General features: G+C 38.9%; 17 protein-coding genes. 12 read left to right on the top strand and 5 right to left on the bottom strand.

Annotated features, from left to right (window positions below; translation table 11 throughout):
• The first annotated feature begins 70 nt into the window (after nt 1-70).
• From DFP80_RS10765 to DFP80_RS10720, 10 genes are all read left to right on the top strand, one after another.
• Nucleotides 71-1,078: an NAD-dependent epimerase gene (locus DFP80_RS10765; RefSeq protein ID WP_113916803.1), complete on the top strand. Its 1,008-nt coding sequence runs from the start codon at nt 71-73 to the stop codon at nt 1,076-1,078.
• A gap of 24 nt (nt 1,079-1,102) precedes the next feature.
• Entirely contained in the window at nt 1,103-1,402 is a 300-nt protein-coding gene (locus DFP80_RS10760; protein ID WP_113916802.1) for a nucleotidyltransferase domain-containing protein, read from the top strand.
• Nucleotides 1,399-1,890 carry a hypothetical protein gene (locus DFP80_RS10755; protein WP_113916801.1) on the top strand — a complete coding sequence of 164 codons (492 nt, stop codon included), beginning with the start codon at nt 1,399-1,401 and terminating at the stop codon, nt 1,888-1,890. The genes DFP80_RS10760 and DFP80_RS10755 overlap by 4 nt, the downstream gene beginning before the upstream one ends.
• Nucleotides 1,887-3,053: a nucleotide sugar dehydrogenase gene (locus tag DFP80_RS10750; protein ID WP_113916800.1), complete on the top strand. Its 1,167-nt coding sequence runs from the start codon at nt 1,887-1,889 to the stop codon at nt 3,051-3,053. Before DFP80_RS10755 ends, DFP80_RS10750 begins: the two co-directional genes overlap by 4 nt.
• Nucleotides 3,054-4,319, top strand: a complete 1,266-nt coding sequence (locus DFP80_RS10745; protein ID WP_113916799.1) for an oligosaccharide flippase family protein — start codon at nt 3,054-3,056, stop codon at nt 4,317-4,319.
• Between the two features lie 110 nt (nt 4,320-4,429).
• A complete protein-coding gene (locus DFP80_RS10740; RefSeq protein WP_113916798.1) occupies nt 4,430-5,617 on the top strand; it encodes a PLP-dependent transferase in 1,188 nt (395 codons plus the stop codon).
• On the top strand, nt 5,614-6,501 hold the full coding sequence (locus DFP80_RS10735; protein WP_113916797.1) for an ATP-grasp fold amidoligase family protein: 888 nt from the start codon (nt 5,614-5,616) through the stop codon (nt 6,499-6,501). Before DFP80_RS10740 ends, DFP80_RS10735 begins: the two co-directional genes overlap by 4 nt.
• Before the next feature lie 310 nt (nt 6,502-6,811).
• Complete coding sequence (locus tag DFP80_RS10730; RefSeq protein WP_113916796.1) at nt 6,812-7,855, top strand: IS630 family transposase; 1,044 nt, start codon at nt 6,812-6,814, stop codon at nt 7,853-7,855.
• A gap of 220 nt (nt 7,856-8,075) precedes the next feature.
• Nucleotides 8,076-9,158, top strand: coding sequence for a glycosyltransferase (locus DFP80_RS10725; protein ID WP_113916795.1), 1,083 nt, complete (start codon nt 8,076-8,078; stop codon nt 9,156-9,158).
• A 50-nt stretch (nt 9,159-9,208) separates the two neighbouring features.
• Nucleotides 9,209-10,339: a capsular polysaccharide export protein, LipB/KpsS family gene (locus DFP80_RS10720; RefSeq protein ID WP_113916794.1), complete on the top strand. Its 1,131-nt coding sequence runs from the start codon at nt 9,209-9,211 to the stop codon at nt 10,337-10,339.
• Nucleotides 10,340-10,383: 44 nt separating this feature from the next.
• On the opposite strand, the gene DFP80_RS10715 is transcribed toward DFP80_RS10720, so the two are convergent.
• The 4 genes from DFP80_RS10715 to bamJ all read right to left on the bottom strand — a co-directional run bounded on the left by DFP80_RS10715 (nt 10,384) and on the right by bamJ (nt 14,935).
• The gene (locus tag DFP80_RS10715; protein WP_113916793.1) at nt 10,384-11,787 is read right to left on the bottom strand and encodes an undecaprenyl-phosphate glucose phosphotransferase; all 1,404 of its coding nucleotides are present in this window, start codon (nt 11,785-11,787) and stop codon (nt 10,384-10,386) included.
• 26 nt (nt 11,788-11,813) lie between these two features.
• Nucleotides 11,814-13,163, bottom strand: a complete 1,350-nt coding sequence (locus tag DFP80_RS10710) for an O-antigen ligase family protein (protein ID WP_113916792.1) — start codon at nt 13,161-13,163, stop codon at nt 11,814-11,816.
• Nucleotides 13,164-13,210: 47 nt separating this feature from the next.
• A complete protein-coding gene (locus DFP80_RS10705; RefSeq protein ID WP_113916791.1) occupies nt 13,211-14,032 on the bottom strand; it encodes a glycosyltransferase family 2 protein in 822 nt (273 codons plus the stop codon).
• A 168-nt stretch (nt 14,033-14,200) separates the two neighbouring features.
• Nucleotides 14,201-14,935 (bottom strand): BamJ family beta-barrel-assembly machinery protein, encoded by a 735-nt coding sequence (bamJ, locus tag DFP80_RS10700; protein WP_113916790.1) that lies wholly within the window; start codon nt 14,933-14,935, stop codon nt 14,201-14,203.
• A gap of 461 nt (nt 14,936-15,396) precedes the next feature.
• On the opposite strand from bamJ, the gene DFP80_RS20665 reads away from it, so the two are divergent.
• Nucleotides 15,397-15,549 carry a hypothetical protein gene (locus tag DFP80_RS20665; RefSeq protein ID WP_158601388.1) on the top strand — a complete coding sequence of 51 codons (153 nt, stop codon included), beginning with the start codon at nt 15,397-15,399 and terminating at the stop codon, nt 15,547-15,549.
• Between the two features lie 15 nt (nt 15,550-15,564).
• On the opposite strand, the gene DFP80_RS10695 is transcribed toward DFP80_RS20665, so the two are convergent.
• The gene (locus DFP80_RS10695) at nt 15,565-16,476 is read right to left on the bottom strand and encodes a LysO family transporter (protein WP_113916789.1); all 912 of its coding nucleotides are present in this window, start codon (nt 16,474-16,476) and stop codon (nt 15,565-15,567) included.
• A gap of 84 nt (nt 16,477-16,560) precedes the next feature.
• Here DFP80_RS10695 and DFP80_RS20660 point away from each other — a divergent pair.
• Nucleotides 16,561-17,091, top strand: a 531-nt coding sequence (locus DFP80_RS20660; RefSeq protein WP_220150919.1) for a hypothetical protein, incomplete at its 3' end; no start/stop codon positions are given.

Below are 17,091 nucleotides of genomic sequence, written 5' to 3'. Positions count from 1 at the left end.
GGTTTGACTGTGCTGATGTTTGATATAAAACAGAAATTAATAAATGTATGAAATTTGGAACCCATAGATAATGAAGTTTCTTGTAACCGGAGCCGCAGGCTTCATTGGTATGAATGTTTGTAAACGCTTGTTAGAGGCCGGCTATAATGTAGTCGGCCTAGACAATTTAAATACTTACTATATACCTGAACTTAAACAACATCGTCTGGCGCAGCTGTTACCTTTTTCCAAATTTCGATTTGTAAAAATGGATCTTGCGAATCGTGATGGTATGGCTCAGTTATTTGCGGAAGAGAAATTTCAGCGTGTTATTCATTTAGCAGCACAGGCCGGTGTGCGCCATTCTATTGAGGCACCGTTTGATTATGTAGACAGTAACCTTGTCGGCATGATGACCATTCTAGAAGGTTGCCGTCAAACCAAGGTAGAGCATCTTGTCTATGCCTCATCCAGTTCGGTTTATGGTATGAACGCCAAAATTCCATTTAGTGAATCCGATACGGTTGATTACCCTGTTTCACTGTATGCAGCCACTAAAAAAGCCAATGAGCTGATGGCTCATTCATATTCACATCTTTATAACATCTCAACGACAGGACTACGCTTTTTTACGGTATATGGACCTGGCGGCCGCCCTGATATGGCTCCTTGGTTATTCACCGAAGCCATTCTGAACGATAAGCCGATTAAGGTATTCAATCACGGCAAAATGATGCGTGACTTTACCTATATCGACGATATTGTTGAAGGTGTGGTTCGTATCCAAGATGTGATACCTCAGAAAAAAGAGTTGGGTAGTGCAGACTCAGTGGCCCCTTATTCCATTTTTAATATTGGCAATAACCAACCAATACAACTGTCTGAATTTATTGAAGCGATTGAAACCGCCTGCGGCAAAACTGCCGAGAAAATCTACATGGACATGCAACCGGGTGATGTACCAAAAACCTACGCGGACACAGTCCAACTAGAAGCCGCCGTTGGATACAAACCTGCCACGACGATACAAGAAGGTATGGTGAATTTTGTGAAATGGTATAAAGCCTTTCAAGAAGAGCTGAAAAGTCAAATACCGTAGGTCGGATGAGAAAAGGTGCGCAAAATGAGATTAACAGATAGTCAGGTGCAAACCATAAAGCAAGTGGTTGTTATGCTTGCTGGTGAGGATGCAAAAGTGACCTTGTTTGGCTCCCGTGTAGATGATAATAAAAAAGGCGGAGATATAGATTTGCTTATTACGCTAAATCACGTGGTCGAACACCCTGCAGTATTATCATCAAAAATCAGCGCGCGGCTTATTCGGTTGTTCCAAGGTCGTAAAGTAGACGTCTTGTTGTCTGCACCTAATCTACAAAGTTTACCAATACATCAAATAGCGCAGAGTAAGGGGATTCTACTGTGAAACCCAAAAAATATGCCGCAGATAAGCTAGAGAGGTTACTATTTTTACGGCGAGTGGTTGATAGAGAAATTCATCATTTAAATTATTCAGCATCTAAAATATTTAATCAGCCATTTACTCTTGAATTGGCTAAACAGTTGAACAGTAACCAAGAGCTTGCGGAGCAGCTGGAGGCTTTTATAAGTCGATTTTGTCGTTTACAAGATACGCTAGGCGATAAGTTGCTGCCTGCATGGTTGGATATATTAGAAGAAAAGACAAACGTAGCGATTGAAAATTTAGATAAAGCGGAAAAAATTGGTGTATTGCCTTCAGTTGAATTGTGGCTAGAGCTACGACAACTGAGAAATCAAATGATTCATGAGTACATTGAAGATGTAAATCTACTGGTAGACGCATTACAAACAGCCTACGACAGTTTAGATTTTTTAATTGGTGTTGCAGAAGCTATAAATACTGACCTTAAGGGTAGAGGATTACAAGAATGAAAATCGCGATTGCCGGAACCGGCTATGTTGGCCTATCTAATGCCATGTTGCTGGCGCAACACAATGACGTCATTGCTGTCGATATCGTGCCTGAAAAAGTGGATATGCTAAATAACAAGCAATCCCCCATTGTTGATACGGAAATCGAAGACTTCTTGGCAAACAAAACGCTTAACTTTACTGCCACGCTAGACAAACAAGCGGCCTACAAAGACGCCGAATTCGTCATTATTGCTACGCCAACCGACTACGATCCAAGCACTAATTACTTCAACACCAAGTCGGTTGAAAGCGTTATTCAAGACGTACTAGCCATTAACCCAAATGCGGTTATGGTTATTAAATCTACCGTGCCAGTGGGTTACACCAAGAGCGTGAATGAAAAATTCAACACGTCGAATATCTTCTTTTCGCCTGAATTTTTACGGGAAGGGAAAGCCCTTCATGACAACTTGTATCCATCTCGCATCATTGTTGGTGAGCGCTCACCAAGAGCAGAAGTATTTGCTAGTTTGCTTAAGCAAGGCGCGATAAAAGGCGATATAGACATACTCTTCACCGATAGCACAGAAGCCGAAGCCGTTAAGTTATTTTCTAATACTTATTTAGCCCTTCGTGTTGCCTATTTCAACGAGCTAGATACTTACTGTGAATCTCACGGCTTAGACACCAAGCAAATCATCGACGGGGTATCACTAGACCCGCGCATTGGCAGCCACTACAACAACCCAAGCTTTGGCTACGGTGGTTACTGTTTGCCAAAAGATACTAAGCAGCTATTGGCCAATTACCAAGACGTGCCAAACAACCTTATTCGTGCGATTGTGGATTCCAACTCGACCCGCAAAGACTTTATCGCCGACTCTGTGCTTAAGCGCAATCCTAAGGTGGTGGGTATTTATCGACTGGTAATGAAAACAGGCAGTGATAACTTTAGAGCTTCAGCCATTCAGGGCATCATGAAGCGCATAAAAGCAAAAGGAATTGAGGTGGTCATCTACGAGCCTGTATTAGAGGAAAGCGAATTTTTCCGCTCTAAAGTGATAAAGGACTTAGAAGAATTTAAAAAAATAGCGGATGTGATTATTGCGAACCGAATGACAAGCGATTTGGATGGTGTGGCGGATAAAGTGTATACCCGTGATTTGTTTGGGAATGATTAGGTGATTCGTAGATTAATTAATTCAGAAGATAAGCGCAGGTTAGTAGGGAATTTCTTTTCTCTTATAGTGTTGCGAGGCTTTCAGTTCATAATACCATTAGTTACATTGCCATATTTAGTCCGTATTATAGGTTTGGAAAATTTTGGTATGGTCAACTTTGCTTTGTCATTAGCTATGTATTTTGGTGCCGTGATTCAGTTTGGTTTTCGTGTTACAGCAACTAGAGAAATAGCTAGAAATAGAGGTGATAAGGTTAAAGTAAGTCAAATATATTCTGTAACTTTAATGTCTTCGTTTCTTTTGGCTGTTATAAGTTTTATTGTTTTTTCTTTAATTGTAATGATTTTCGATAGGTTTAATCAGTATTTTTACTTATATCTATTTTCTATAATGTTTGTTGCTTTTCAGAGTTTGTTTCCTATTTGGTTTTTTCAAGGTATGGAAAAAATGAAATATATCACTTTTTTGAGTCTTGGTGCTAATGTCATATTTTTAATTAGCTTGTTTGTTTTTGTAAGGCAAGAAGATGATTTTTTATTGGTACCTTTGCTCAATGCTATTTCTGCACTTACTACCTTTCTTATCGCTATTTTTCTAGTGAGGAAGCAGTTTAAGGTCAACTTTGTACGCCCCAGAATTCAAGAGATAAAATCTACTTATCAAAATAGCCACCACGCTTTTGTTAGTCAGCTTGCTCCAAATCTTTATAATAATTCAGCTGTTTTTATATTGGGATTATTTACCAATAACTCCCTTGTGGGACTTTATACGGCTGCCACAAAAGTGATTGATGCTGTGATCTCATTTTCCTACATTTTGTCTAATACATTCTTACCTTATCTTTCGCGCAACTTGCAAAAACACAAATTATTTCAAAAGATCATGCTTGCATCAGGCCTAGTGTTAACTATCACCACCTTTATAATGGCGGAATGGATTACGATACAGTTATTTAGTGCAGATAATCTTGATGTCGCGACATATATTCAAGGGTTGGCAATTTGCATATTCCTGCTATTCAGTACTATGACATATGGCACTAACTTTTTAATGCTCATCGGCAAAGACAGAATTGTTAAAAACATTACGCTCTATACTTCATTAGCCTTTTTTGGAATCGCATTGCTCATTATTCCATTTTGGGGCATCTGGGGGGCTATCGCTACCTTGGTTGGTGCACGCTTTACAATGGCTATTTTCCAGTTTAGCTTTTACATTAAATATAGACACTTAGAGGGAAACTACATGGCACCCGACTGTCCATAACTAAGCAGCCATGCCTAGTGCTTGGATCTGATTTGACTGGCGAGTTCACGTTGTATATTTATTGGCCGCAATTAACTTAACCTTAGGTTAAATTTAGAAAGGATTAGAAAATGAATTCAGTAACTCAGGTAATAAATGAAGCACACCTTAGTGCAAACTCAACTTTGGGTAAATGTACAGAAATTGAGGTATATGGTGAACCTCTGAATCCGTCTATCAATTATTCTTCGGCTTATGCTTTTAAAACCATTGAGGAGCTAGGGGCATATCATGAGAATAAATTCGACTCCGTTCGCTATACGCGTGATTCAAGTCTAATCGTAAGGCAATTAGAGCATTACTTTGGTTTGATGCACAGTGATCATTCTGCCTTGATGTTCAATTCAGGTATGGGAGCAATTTCGGCCTGCTTTAGCGCCTTGGTGACATCAAAATCTCGAATAGTAACGTTTGGCTCTTTCTATCGCAAATCACTGTCTATTTTTTTGAGTTACCAAAAAAACTTTGGAATTGAATATATCAACGTTTTGGGTCTAGAAGAGTTAGAAAACCTCAACAGTAAAGATACGATTGTTTTGATTGAATCCCCATCAAATCCTTTTTTGGAACTGGTTGATATCAAAGCTGTGAGGTCAGCATTACCAGATGCTACCATTATTTTAGATACAACTTTTCAAGGTTTACTTAACTCTAAATCAGGCTATCAAGGTATAGATATAGTTCTTGGTTCTTGTACTAAGTATATTGGGGGGCATAACGACTTATTGGCAGGTTATGTGGTTTGTCAAAATAAATCATTGTATTCAAAGGTTTGGGATGAGCGTTCTATGCGCGGTGGTATTATTGACAATCAAAGTGCCTATCTACTTTTAAGGAGTTTAAGAACTTATGATTTAAGAGTGAATAAAACACTAGATAATATGTCTCATGTTCTAAAATTTTTGGCGGATAGTTCGGTTGTGGAAAGCATTTATTACCCCGGTCAATATGAAAATGCAGCGCAATCTGGATTGTTTGAATCTGAGCACTATCATGGTGGTGGAGTCGTTACGTTTCGTGTGAGTAAAAATGTGACATTAAATCAAAATTTAGAAACATTATGCTCTACAAAAATGGCACCAAGCTTTGGAGCGGTTGACTCACTTGTCGAAATTCCAATGTATATGAGTCACTGGGGCAAGTCCTTGGATGAAGTCAAGAAGCTAGGTTTGGATGAAAGAACAGTTCGTTTCTCTGTAGGAAATGAGCCAATTCAATATATTCTGAATGATTTGGTGAAGTTGTTAAAAATAAAATGATTAAAATCTTAAAAAGGTTGTTTTTAGAAATACTTATTTTAGTTGACAGGACTCTTTATTTTAAAATTACATTTTATAAGAGATCTAATTATTGGCCAAACATTAATTTTCCAAGGACCATTAACGAAAATATATTAAAATTAAAAATTGAGTCTCCTGAATGTTATAGTGTTTATGCAGATAAAGTGTTAGTCAGGGAGATTGTTGAAAATGCAATTTTTGAGCATAACTTAAATAAGCTGAAGCTTCCTGTAATGTTGTTTTATTCTGATGATGTAGAAGACTTTTTACGAAAATTTAAAGGAGAAGAGTCATTCGTTAAAGCTAATCATGGGTCAGGGATGTGTTTTTATTTTGATGGTAAAACTCAAAATAAATTAACTCCCAGTCAAATCAAAATGATGCGAGAATGGCTATGTACTGACTATTATAAGTTTTCGGGTGAGGCTTGTTATAAAAATATTAATCGTAAGGTTTTTGCTGAAAAACCATTAAGATGTAAAGATGGCTCATTACCAGATGATATTAAAGTTCATTGTTATTTTGGTAAGCCAGCTGTAATTCAAATTCTTAGAAGAACAACGGGTAAATTAGAAAGAAAAACATACGATGAAAACTGGATAGAGAGGCCATGGTTTAAAAACGAAGTTTTATCGCCTGATCTCAGCTTGATTCCAAAAGAAGAGGTGTTGCTGTATGCTAAAACTCTTTCTACTGGGTTTGAGTATGTGCGAGTTGATTTTTATCTCGTAGATGGTCTTCTTTATTTCAGTGAACTAACTTTTTATCCTGCCTCAGCAAGTCTCCCATTGACTTCTAAAAAAATTGATGAAGAATTGGGAGCTAAGTATAGAGAGTTTCGTAATGGTGGTGATACAGTTTAAAAATAAATGTCCATTATGGTTATCCATGTCTAAATCCAAAGCCTTCTATAATAAAATCACCGCCGTCGAAGATCATGATTTTATTATAGGGAATTGGGGGGGCTTGCAATACGTAGTTGAAGTTTGTAAGGGATAAAATCATTGACGTCGATTTTATTGCAAAGTGGGGTGGTAAAAAGGGGACTACATAGTGTACTCATTAAAAAAAACATAAATATAGCCGATGATCTCATTGAATATTACTGCTCGGCCAGCTTTAAAATCCTGAATTATTAACCCGGCGGCAAGAATTATCTGATATAATTACCAAATGAACGAAAAAATAGACACCCGAAAACTGACCACTTCAGAGCTTGCTAGACTACGAAAGCAAGTTGTTAAACTGCGTGATAAAGGTTTCTTGCTGAAAGAAATATCAGAAGTGACTGGAGTCCATGTCGACACCGTTGGTCGTTGGTATAGAGACTACTTAAAACGTGGAAAAGACAGCTTCGAGTATAAGAAGCGTGGCCGCGAAGAAGGGGCATTTCGTAGCTTAACCAAAGCGCAGGAAGCTCGCATCCAGCAAGAAATCACAGATAAAATGCCGGATCAGTGTAAGTTGAATTTTGCTTTGTGGACGCGGCGGGCAATCCAACAACTCATCAAGCAATTGTGGGGAAAGAATATGCCCATTAGAACGATAGGAGACTATATAAAACGCTGGGGTTTTACACCACAAAAACCATTGAAAAAGGCTTACGAGCAGAACCCACAAAAAGTCTCTAAATGGCTTGAACAAGAGTACCCTTTAATCAAGGAAAGAGCGGAGAATGAAGCCGCGGAGATACATTGGGGGGATGAAACAGGCATTCGTAATGACAGTCAGCATGGTCGTAGTTTTGCTCCCAAGGGCAAAACATCAGTCCAAGTGATTCCAGCGAAGCACTGCCGTCTCAATATGATTTCTTCTGTCACAAACCAAGGAACGGTTCGCTTTATGACCTATTCCGATACGATGACAGCTAAAGTATTAATTCGCTTCATGAAAAGACTCACTTCCTCGTCGAAGAAAAAGATTTTTCTGATACTCGATAACCTTCGAGTCCATCATGCAAAGTTAGTAAAAGAGTGGTTGGCTAAGCCAAAAATCAAAGAACAAATAGAAGTTTTTTATTTGCCAGCATACTCACCTGAACTTAACCCAGATGAATACCTAAATTGTGATCTAAAAGCAGGTGTCCATACTGGTGATGCGCCAAAGAATGAACAAGCTTTAAAAGGGAGAGTGGTCTCACATATGAGAATGTTACAGAAGCATCCAGATCGGGTTAAAAAGTACTTTAAGCATAGGTCAATCTGCTGTGCTGCTTAGAAGATATAAAAACCTGCCAGGTTAATAACGGAATTTTCTCTTGTGATTTGTGGGAGAAAAATAGTCTAGAGAAAATGATTTTTAGATTACGAAACTCTATAGATAAAGGCGGTTGGGTGGCTAAGTCTTCTCTTTCTTCGATATATAGAATATATCTCATATCAGCTTGGTTTAATCATAATGGCCACATTAAATAATTGCTACGTATATAGTGGGTGAAATGAAAAGAATTTTATATATTGTTAGTACTCTTGGTAAATCTGGACCAACTAATCAGCTTTATAATATCATAAGCAATCAAGATTTAAGTAATTTTAATATTACTATCTTAACCTTATCTGAAGAAAGAGAAAATAGTGATAAGCGTAAATTTGACTCTCTAAATATTAAAATAGAAACTTTAGCTCTTTCTAGAATAAAGAGTTTTTTTCTTGCTATTAGATACATAAAAAAAATGTTAAGAAAAATCAAACCTGATTTAATTCACTCTCAGGGACTTAGAGCTGATATTTTATTAAGCAAAATGAACCTTAAAATACCTTGGGTTATAACTGCTCGAAATTTTCCTCCAGAGGACTACATTTCAAAGTTCGGTAAAATAAAGGGACGTCTTCTAGTATGGCAGCATCTTTCAGCTTTGAAGAAATGTAAAAATGTCGTTTCATGCTCTCATAGTGTTGCCGGAAAGTTGAAAGGAATTGGAGTTCCGTACTATGTTATTCAGAATGGTGTTGATCTATCAAACATGGATAGTACTATAAATATTGATACTTCATGTTTTAAATCCCCTGTTTTTATTTCAATGGGAGCTTTAATTCCTAGAAAAAATATGGTTTTTCTTATTTCTATAATGAAAAAATACTTTGAAAATAATGACGGCTGTTTAATCATTCTTGGAGATGGTCCAGAAATGTTAGAGTGTAATAGCATTTCAAATGACAGGATACATTTATTAGGGAATGTAAATTCTGTTGGTAGTTACCTAAATATAACTGACTACTTTATATCTGCTTCTTTATCTGAAGGTTTACCCAATGCGGTTTTAGAGTCATTATCAGCTGGTGTTCCTGCTATTCTCTCTGACATTGATTCACATTTAGAAATATCTAATATTTGTCCTATGATTAGTAAGGTTTTTCTTCTCTCGTCTGAAAGTACTGAAATTCATAAGACTATAGAAATGATAGTTGAAGAGTTTAATGCGAATTTTGATCAAGCTTATTTTCAGAATGCTCGAGAACAGTTTTCTGCAAAGAGTATGTCTTCTAAATATACTGAAAAATACTTAGGATTAATTAATTGATTAATTGATTTAAGCTCTATTTTGGTTGTTTTATTATCAGGTGTAATTACATGAGATTAGAAAAACTTTTATTTGATAAAAAAGTTGTAGTGCTGATTGACGATTTTGAACGATATCTTTTTTTTAGGGATGTTTTAGGAAAGTGTAGAACTAAGAATGTTGTTTTTTTACATGCTACTTTGTATTCTTTTCTTTATGCTAAAAAAGATATTAAATTAAATGAACTTTCAGAAAATATTTTATTGAGAGGAGAAAGTTCACCCTTTATAAGTATGCTTTCTATAGATGAAGTAAAGCTTGGTTTTCGTATAGGGAAAAAAATAAGAAATAGAGGTTTGGATTCAGTTTTTTCTGATTATGATCATATATTAATTTTCAAAGGCTTTCAGTATGCTTTCTATAGGTTAAAGGAATTTTTAACAGAGGATAAAGCAGTTTTTTTTGAAATAGCCAATTTTCCAAAAAAATTTCAATGGAGTGTTACTGGAGTCAATGCTGATTCGGATCATACACTACGAGTATCAGAAGTAAATGAAAAAATCACCGATGAAAAAGTGGAATCACTGCGTAACTTATTGTTCTCTTATATTCCTCCACACGTATCTAAAAAAGTAAGCTCTAAAGCATTAGAATCTTTGCTGAATAAGTTCGGGCATATTCTCTTTAAAACAATTTATCCAGAACCTTCTTTTTTGGCTTATGCAAAAGTTGCACTATATGCACTTATTTCAAAAAGAATAATTAAAAAAATAGTCAAAAAATCTAGAAATAACATCACAGAGAATTATTGTTTATTCATTGCTCAGGTTGAGCATGATTCTCAGACAGTTTTTCAGTCACAAGAAGTCGGTGTTTCAGCCTTAAAAAAAGCTAAGAAAATCTCAGAAGAGCGAAATATTAAGCTTATCGTGCGATTGCATCCTGCAGAAAAGAACTTAAATAATCTTTTGCAAACTATTAATTATTGTAATTTAAATGGTATTGAAATTAATAATGCAGGATCTCTGCTTAACGTTGTTAAAGACTCTGAATTTGTTATGACAATAAATTCTACGGGAGGAGCCCACTCTATTTTGTTTGATAAAGAAGTTATTAATTTCGGTGATGCATTTTATCAAGGCTGGACGAAATATGATGTAGTGAAATATTATAACTATGTTCTTGAAAACTCAATTTACTGACTTAAAAAAGAGCAGGGGGATGCCGTATGCCTGCTCTTTTTTAATTATTTTGCATTTTTATTTATAAAACCTTTATAAAAAGTTAAGGATATTATTTTTAGATCTAGCCAAATTGACCAATGCTCTATGTAGTATAGGTCACACTCGATCCGTTTTTTTAGGTCCGTGTCGCCACGCCACCCGTTTACTTGAGCCCAGCCAGTAATCCCTGCTTTTACCATATGTTTTTGCATATAGCCGGGGATTTCATGTTTAAACTGATCTACAAATACTGTCCGCTCAGGTCTTGGTCCAACGATAGACATATCGCCTTTTAGTACGTTTATAAATTGCGGCAATTCATCTAAACTGGTCTTACGGATAAATGCCCCAAATTTAGTTACAGACATGCTTGTTGCTCCTCCCCATTTTATGCCCTCTTTTTCACTGTCTACAGTCATTGATCGAAACTTTAACATGCCAAAAGAACGGCCATTCCAACTTACTCTTTCTTGTCGGTAAAAAATGGGGCCAGGTGAAGATAATTTTACGCCAATGGCTAAGGCGATCATGATAGGGCTGATACCAAGCAATATGATGAACGAAAGTACTTTATCTTCCATAGATTTAAGAAAACGGTTTTTACCTTCGAGCATATGAGAAGTGGATAGGTTGATAACGGGCAATCCAGCTACTTCAGTCATAGATTGATTGAGTAATTGGAACCCAAAAATGTCTGGTACCATACGAATAGTAACGGCGCTTGTGGCAAGGGTTGTTTGAACTTGTTCCATTTGAGCTACTTCACTCATTGGTAAAGCAATCCAAACTTGGTCTATATGCAGGTTGTGTACCAATTGATCAATCTCTTCTAGGTTACCTAGAATCGGAAAGTTTTCTACATATTTGTCTTTTATGTTTGTTGTGGTTTTATTTGATATAAAACCCTTTACCACAAGCCCCATAGATGGATTCTGAGTAAGTCTGTGGGCAACATTTTGCCCAAGCTCACTGTCTCCAATAATAAGTACTCTGCGAATGTTGAAGCCTTTTTTGCGCAATGCACCTAGTGCTTGTCTAAGGAATAAACGATAGCCAAGGATAAGTATGGTTGAAGATGTTAGCCAAGTGGCTACCCATATCCTTGAGTATAAGTCTGAGGTCTGAGTAGCAAAGGCACTGAGAACTAGAAGTAAGAAGGTTCCAAATGTTGCACTAACTACACATCTGATTTCGCTGCCAAAAGAAGATCCCCGCCATGCTCTATACCCTCCAGAAGCAGACATCAACATGGCGCCAATAATCACACCAAGCAATAGGACGTTCTTGTATGCGGTATTTAGGTCCAAGTGTGAAAAACGTAACCAGAAACTAAATAGCCCCGTGGAAAGTAAGCACGTAATGTCTAAGATTCTATGACTTACAGCAATAGAAGCGCTGTGTTCTTTTAAGGTTAGTCCTTTTTTCACGTTATTCTCTATTAATCTGGTGTTGTTTAGTAAATACAGGTGTTTTTATTTGTTTCTTCTGAGGTGGTGGGTTGGAGTTTTACACGCCAGACTCTGGCTTGTATCCCTGTCACAAACACAGTGAAGTAAAAAACGCCAGTCCAGAAATTTTGATAAGCCTCAAAGCAGTTCATGATGCTCCAAAAACATAAAAAGCTCATGAAAAAATAGCCAATGTCTTTTTCAATAGTCCCTTTATGAATCTCTCTAAAAAGGCTTTTGGTTAGGTATACCCACATAAAAAGGTAAAAAGCTAAGCCAACGATACCGAAGTTAACGAGCATTTCAATATAGGTATTATGTAAATGGCCGAAATCTTCTTGTACCCAATCTGGCAGCCATTTGGTATGTTTCATTACTAGTGTTCTTCCATTGCTGCCCCAACCAAAAACAGGCTTTTCTTTTATAAAGTCAGTGGCGGCTACCCAGCTGTGCAAGCGGATGCCGAAGCTAGAATAAGGTACGTTATCAAAATTAAGTGAAGCAATAGCTGATAATGCTTCTTTTTCTTTCATAACTCTGTTTACGATTTTATCACTACTCAGTATTAAAGTTGCTGAGCTGAAAATACTAAGTACGAATACAGTTAATATTATAAGTTTTTGTTTTCCTGTTGCTTTCTTAAGACGCTTTACAGTGAAAAAGCTGGCCATGAAAAGAGCTGTGAGTAGTAAAGCTAGCCAAGCTTGACGAGAGGCGTTGATATAAACGATTAATAGGCAATATAGTAGTATGAGAAGTAACGGGATGGCTAACCATTGCTTCAGAGCCACAACTCTTTTGGTAAAACACAATAAACCAATTAAAATAATGCCAAAAAATAAGCTTGCATGCTGTTGCTGTCGAAGACCAAAGAAAACCCTTTCTCCATTTAACCCTCTGATGATTTCTGGAATACCTTCTCCAGTCACCCATGGTGAGATTAGTATTCCTAGTGCTGCACTTCCCCAAATAAGCCAGACTGCATTTTTACGTTGTGCGACCCACCAAGCAAGCGGAATGAAGGTAAACCAACGCGTAATTTTATCTAATTGCGGTGTTTCTCGCGCCCACTCTGGAGTGACATAGACAGACAATGCCCATGAAATGAACTGAAAGATAAGAGCTACCCAGATAAAGCGGAATAGAATATGGCTGTTAACTACTTTACCGTATTTATAAAGCCCCCAAAAACCGGTGAGGGTCGCTACGGCTGAACTAATTTCCGCCGCATCCATAAAGCCTGTTCGTGAGAAGGCGTAGACAGCAATAGAAGCAATTCCGAGCAGAATAAGCCAAGTTGGCTGCTCTTCTGGGGTTTTACGCTTAAAAAAGTTTTGTAAAGCTGAGGGTTGCATCTATTTTCTCGTTGTTGGTCAGTAATGTTTGAGGGTAGGAAGTGACATTATAATTTTACGTTGTAATGGTCACACAAAGCTTGCCACTGCTCTCGGTTTCCATCTTGTCTTACATTGGTTTTTTTCAAAGATATCTTCTGTGACCCTGCAATAGGGGTTGGTTTGGACGATGGTGTGGCGGCTCTTCTTACTTCTGTTCCTTGTAAGAAGGACATCATTCTAAACCAAAGGTCGTCTGCTTTTGGTGTGAGTTGTAAAAATAAGCTCTGGTTTGTCACATCGCCATGCAGTGAGTGAGCAGGATACAAGACGCCGCCATAACCTATTGGTAGTAATTTTTGATCTGCTAAATTGGCGTCTTTTTGCATTTTCCATTGTTTATAAGGCAGCAGTTTCCCTTCGGTATCATAAGAGATCATACGGCATTCGTTAGCAATAACGCTTTTGGGATGTTGCTGGTGTTCTTTATAAAGCGATTCTAACCAAGTGTTTGTATAAATAAGGTCATCGTCACAGGTTACTAAGGTTGTTTCTGGAAATTCGACTAATGAATAGATAAGTTTTCTGTGGGAACAGGTGAGTTCTGTTTGATAGCGAATTTCAAAAATATCGCCTTCCAGGTCGGTTAGTTTTTTTGGAATTTGGTTACGTAAATCTTCGTTTAACCAGAGTAATATTTTCTCGGGCTTAGCGGTTTGGTTTAATAAACTGCGAATGGTTAAGTCGATAATGCCTAATCGAGACGGAATGGAAGTGAGTGTGACTATTAAAGGTAGAAGCTTACCTGTGCTCGCTTTAAGCGTTGGCAAGGGTATTTTTTTCAGCCTGTAGGCGGCTTTCATCGCGGGGATATACTCTTTTAGCTTCAACGCTTTGTCCTTTTCAATTCATATTTTGCGTGCATTCACGATGCGGTATTGTCTATCAAGGGATATCTTACATCAATAGCTTTATATACTATGCTGAACCATGCAAATAAAAAAACCGCTTCAAAGTGTGCATTTGAAGCGGTTTTTCAGGGCGTGAGCTTGAATGATTTATTTAGAAGCTGACGGCTTAGCCGCTTCTGGCTTCTCAATATCATGTAGTTCCACAACAAACTTAAGTGCTGCATTTGGTGGAATAGGGCCAGTGCCACCAGGGCCGTAGGCTAGGTCAGCAGGAATATACAATTCGTATTTAGAGCCAACAGGCATAAGTTGTAGACCTTCAGTCCAGCCAGGGATAACACCATTTAGTGGGAAAGTGATTGCTTCGCCACGTTTGTATGAGCTATCAAACACTGTGCCATCCATTAGGCTGCCTTCGTAGTCTACTTTTACTGTGTCAGTGGCGCTTGGCTTATCGCCTTCGCCTGTTGTGATGACTTTATAAAGCAAACCTGAGTCGGTTTTCTTCACGCCATCTTCGGCTTCTTTTTCTTTCAGCCAAGCAGCAGAAGCGGCTTTTGCCTCTGCGGCAGCTTTTTCTTCTTCAAGCTGAGCTTTTTTCATTTGCTCTTGCTGGTAGTCTTGAATGGTTTTGGTCACTTCATCCATGCTCATTTTGCCTTCTTTGCCAGCAAATGAATCTTGAAAACCTGCCATAAATGTTTTCATGTCTAATTCAGAGAAATCCTGTGACATGCGCGAACCAAACATGGTTCCAATGCTGTAACCAAGGCGTTGTTCTTTCGTGTCCAGTTTAATTTCGCTATCTGCTGCGTACGCAAAAGAAACCGATGACATGACTAGCGCCGCAATAAGAGTTTTTTTCATAGCTATTTTTTTCATAAGGAAAGGTGTTCCATTATTTGTGGGTTTATCACTTTGTGATGTAAAGCATTAACATTTAAGACGGAGTTCGATTCACATTTTTTGGACCAGCATTTCATGGGGCGAAAACAAAGCAGGAACAATGATATACGCCTTGTGCTTTGCAAAATCAGATCCGTCGTTCTTTTGTAACATAGTGTTCTAACATAAGGTAGGCTGTATATGCCAGTTTATATGTTTTCACGTTACCAAAGCGACCCCTTCACCTGCACACTTTGTTTGAGTTCCAAAAGATCTTTCTTTCATTTCAACGACATTGATTTTCAAGAAAGGTTTTACAAAACACAAGGCGTGCAATGAGATTAATCCTCTGTTCTTTACCGAGACAATCGCTTTTACAAAAGCATGACAGAGTTTGCGAAAGCCGCTTTGTTTATTTGGCGGTCTTTACGGTTTGTTGACTCTTTTCGGGCAGATGAATGAGGCACGAGTGTGATCTGCCGTTGGGTTTTGTTGAAATGTCGGATCACGGTCGTTCCTCCCTCATGCCGACCTACGGTTTTGTGGGTGTGATGTCTTTGTTGGAAGGTCGGATCACGCCTCGTTCCTCGTCTCATTCGATCTACGGGTGAGGCGTTGGTATTATTCTAGACTCTCATAAATAAGGGAATCAGAATGGGCACTAGGATGCTCATAATAAAGCCGCTGGCGATACAGACTGGGATGATTTGCGCGCCGTGAAATTTACCTAGCATGGGCAGGGTAAAATCCATCGCCGTTGCGCCAGAATAGCCAACAGACATGTGGCTGTTTAGTCGAGCTAAGAATGGAATCAACATGAGTGCCAGAATCTCGCGACCGAGATCAAGTAAGAAGGCCGTGGTGCCAAGTACTGGATCGCCTAAGCCAGTAATAAGAATGCCAGACAAACTGTACCAGCCAAAGCCTGATACGACAGCGAGGCCTTGGTTCCAGTTTAACCCTAAAATTAAGCTACCAATCCAGCCAGCCAAGAGTGTGGTGAAGATAGTAACAAGAGCAATAATAACGCCTTGTGAGTTTAAAAAGAGTTTACGGAGTCGATGATTGCCTTGGCGAAGCTGACAACCGATTAAAAAGAGCAAAACATACAGTAGCCCCGTCACTAATTCGTCGACGCCTGTTAGCCAGTCTTTGGCAAATATGCCAGCAATAACGCCACCGATTACCCAAGCGATGGTTTTCGCTGCGTCCATCAATGCATGGGATTTGCTATCAGACGGACCTTGGGCGAGGTTATCAGCATGAGTACCACCAAAACGTAGGCCACTAAGATATAAACCACCTAGGCTTAATACGCTAATCAGTACAAAGAAAATAATCGCTTGGTAACCGGCGATAAAGAGCTTTTCGGCCAAGTTATCTAACGCCCCAAGGCTAAAGCCGATTAAGCCCAAGATAAGGTAAACCAGTTGCTCTAATCCTTTTGCCACGCGAGTAGGGGTGAATATCTTGATATTGACCCAGTAACCAAATAGAAGGGCGATTAATAGTGGGCCGAGGGTAGTGAGAATTGTCATGCGAAATGGTCGTCCTGAACGTGTCTAATGAATTCTGGTGCGGCATTTTCTCGGTATTGAGTTGTAAATACAAGCTTGGCTTTAGTGTTTCGGGTAAATGTCGGATCACGCCTCGTTCCTCGTCTCATCCAACCTACGGTTTGGTGGGTGTTGGGGGATGTGGTTGGTGGTTTCGTGGATTTGGTTGGGGATGTCGGATCACGCCTCGTTCCTCGTCTCATCCAACCTACGGTTTGGTGGGTGTTGGGGGATGTGGTTGGTGGTTTCGTGGACTTGGTTGGGGATGTCGGATCACGCCTCGTTCCTCGTCTCATCCAACCTACGGTTTGGTGGATGTTGGGGGATGTGGTTGGTGGTTTCGTGGACTTGGTTGGGGATGTTGGATCACGCCTCGTTCCTCGTCTCATCCAACCTACGGTTTGGTGGATGTTGGGGGATGTGGTTGGTGGTTTCGTGGACTTGGTTGGGGATGTCGGATCACGCCTCGTTCCTCGTCTCATCCAACCTACGGTTTGGTGGGTGTTGGGGGATGTGGTTGGTGGTTTCGTGGACTTGGTTGGGGATGTCGGATCACGCCTCGTTCCTCGTCTCATCCAACCTACGGTTTGGTGGGTG

Source organism: Marinomonas rhizomae (genome assembly GCF_003315485.1).
Taxonomy (GTDB): Bacteria; Pseudomonadota; Gammaproteobacteria; order Pseudomonadales; family Marinomonadaceae; genus Marinomonas; species Marinomonas rhizomae.
Note: the sequence above shows the minus strand (reverse complement) of the source record. Positions and strands in the feature narration are given on the sequence as shown.

Coding starts and splice junctions, on each gene's coding strand:
- DFP80_RS10760 (WP_113916802.1), top strand. CDS start 1,103: ATGAGATTAACAGATAGTCAGGTGCAAACCATAAAGCAAGTGGTTGTT.
- bamJ (WP_113916790.1), bottom strand. CDS start 14,935: ATGAAAAAAATAGCTATGAAAAAAACTCTTATTGCGGCGCTAGTCATG.
- DFP80_RS10730 (WP_113916796.1), top strand. CDS start 6,812: ATGAACGAAAAAATAGACACCCGAAAACTGACCACTTCAGAGCTTGCT.
- DFP80_RS10710 (WP_113916792.1), bottom strand. CDS start 13,163: ATGCAACCCTCAGCTTTACAAAACTTTTTTAAGCGTAAAACCCCAGAA.
- DFP80_RS10765 (WP_113916803.1), top strand. CDS start 71: ATGAAGTTTCTTGTAACCGGAGCCGCAGGCTTCATTGGTATGAATGTT.
- DFP80_RS10740 (WP_113916798.1), top strand. CDS start 4,430: ATGAATTCAGTAACTCAGGTAATAAATGAAGCACACCTTAGTGCAAAC.
- DFP80_RS10750 (WP_113916800.1), top strand. CDS start 1,887: ATGAAAATCGCGATTGCCGGAACCGGCTATGTTGGCCTATCTAATGCC.
- DFP80_RS10725 (WP_113916795.1), top strand. CDS start 8,076: ATGAAAAGAATTTTATATATTGTTAGTACTCTTGGTAAATCTGGACCA.
- DFP80_RS10695 (WP_113916789.1), bottom strand. CDS start 16,476: ATGACAATTCTCACTACCCTCGGCCCACTATTAATCGCCCTTCTATTT.
- DFP80_RS10735 (WP_113916797.1), top strand. CDS start 5,614: ATGATTAAAATCTTAAAAAGGTTGTTTTTAGAAATACTTATTTTAGTT.
- DFP80_RS20665 (WP_158601388.1), top strand. CDS start 15,397: ATGAGGCACGAGTGTGATCTGCCGTTGGGTTTTGTTGAAATGTCGGAT.
- DFP80_RS10720 (WP_113916794.1), top strand. CDS start 9,209: ATGAGATTAGAAAAACTTTTATTTGATAAAAAAGTTGTAGTGCTGATT.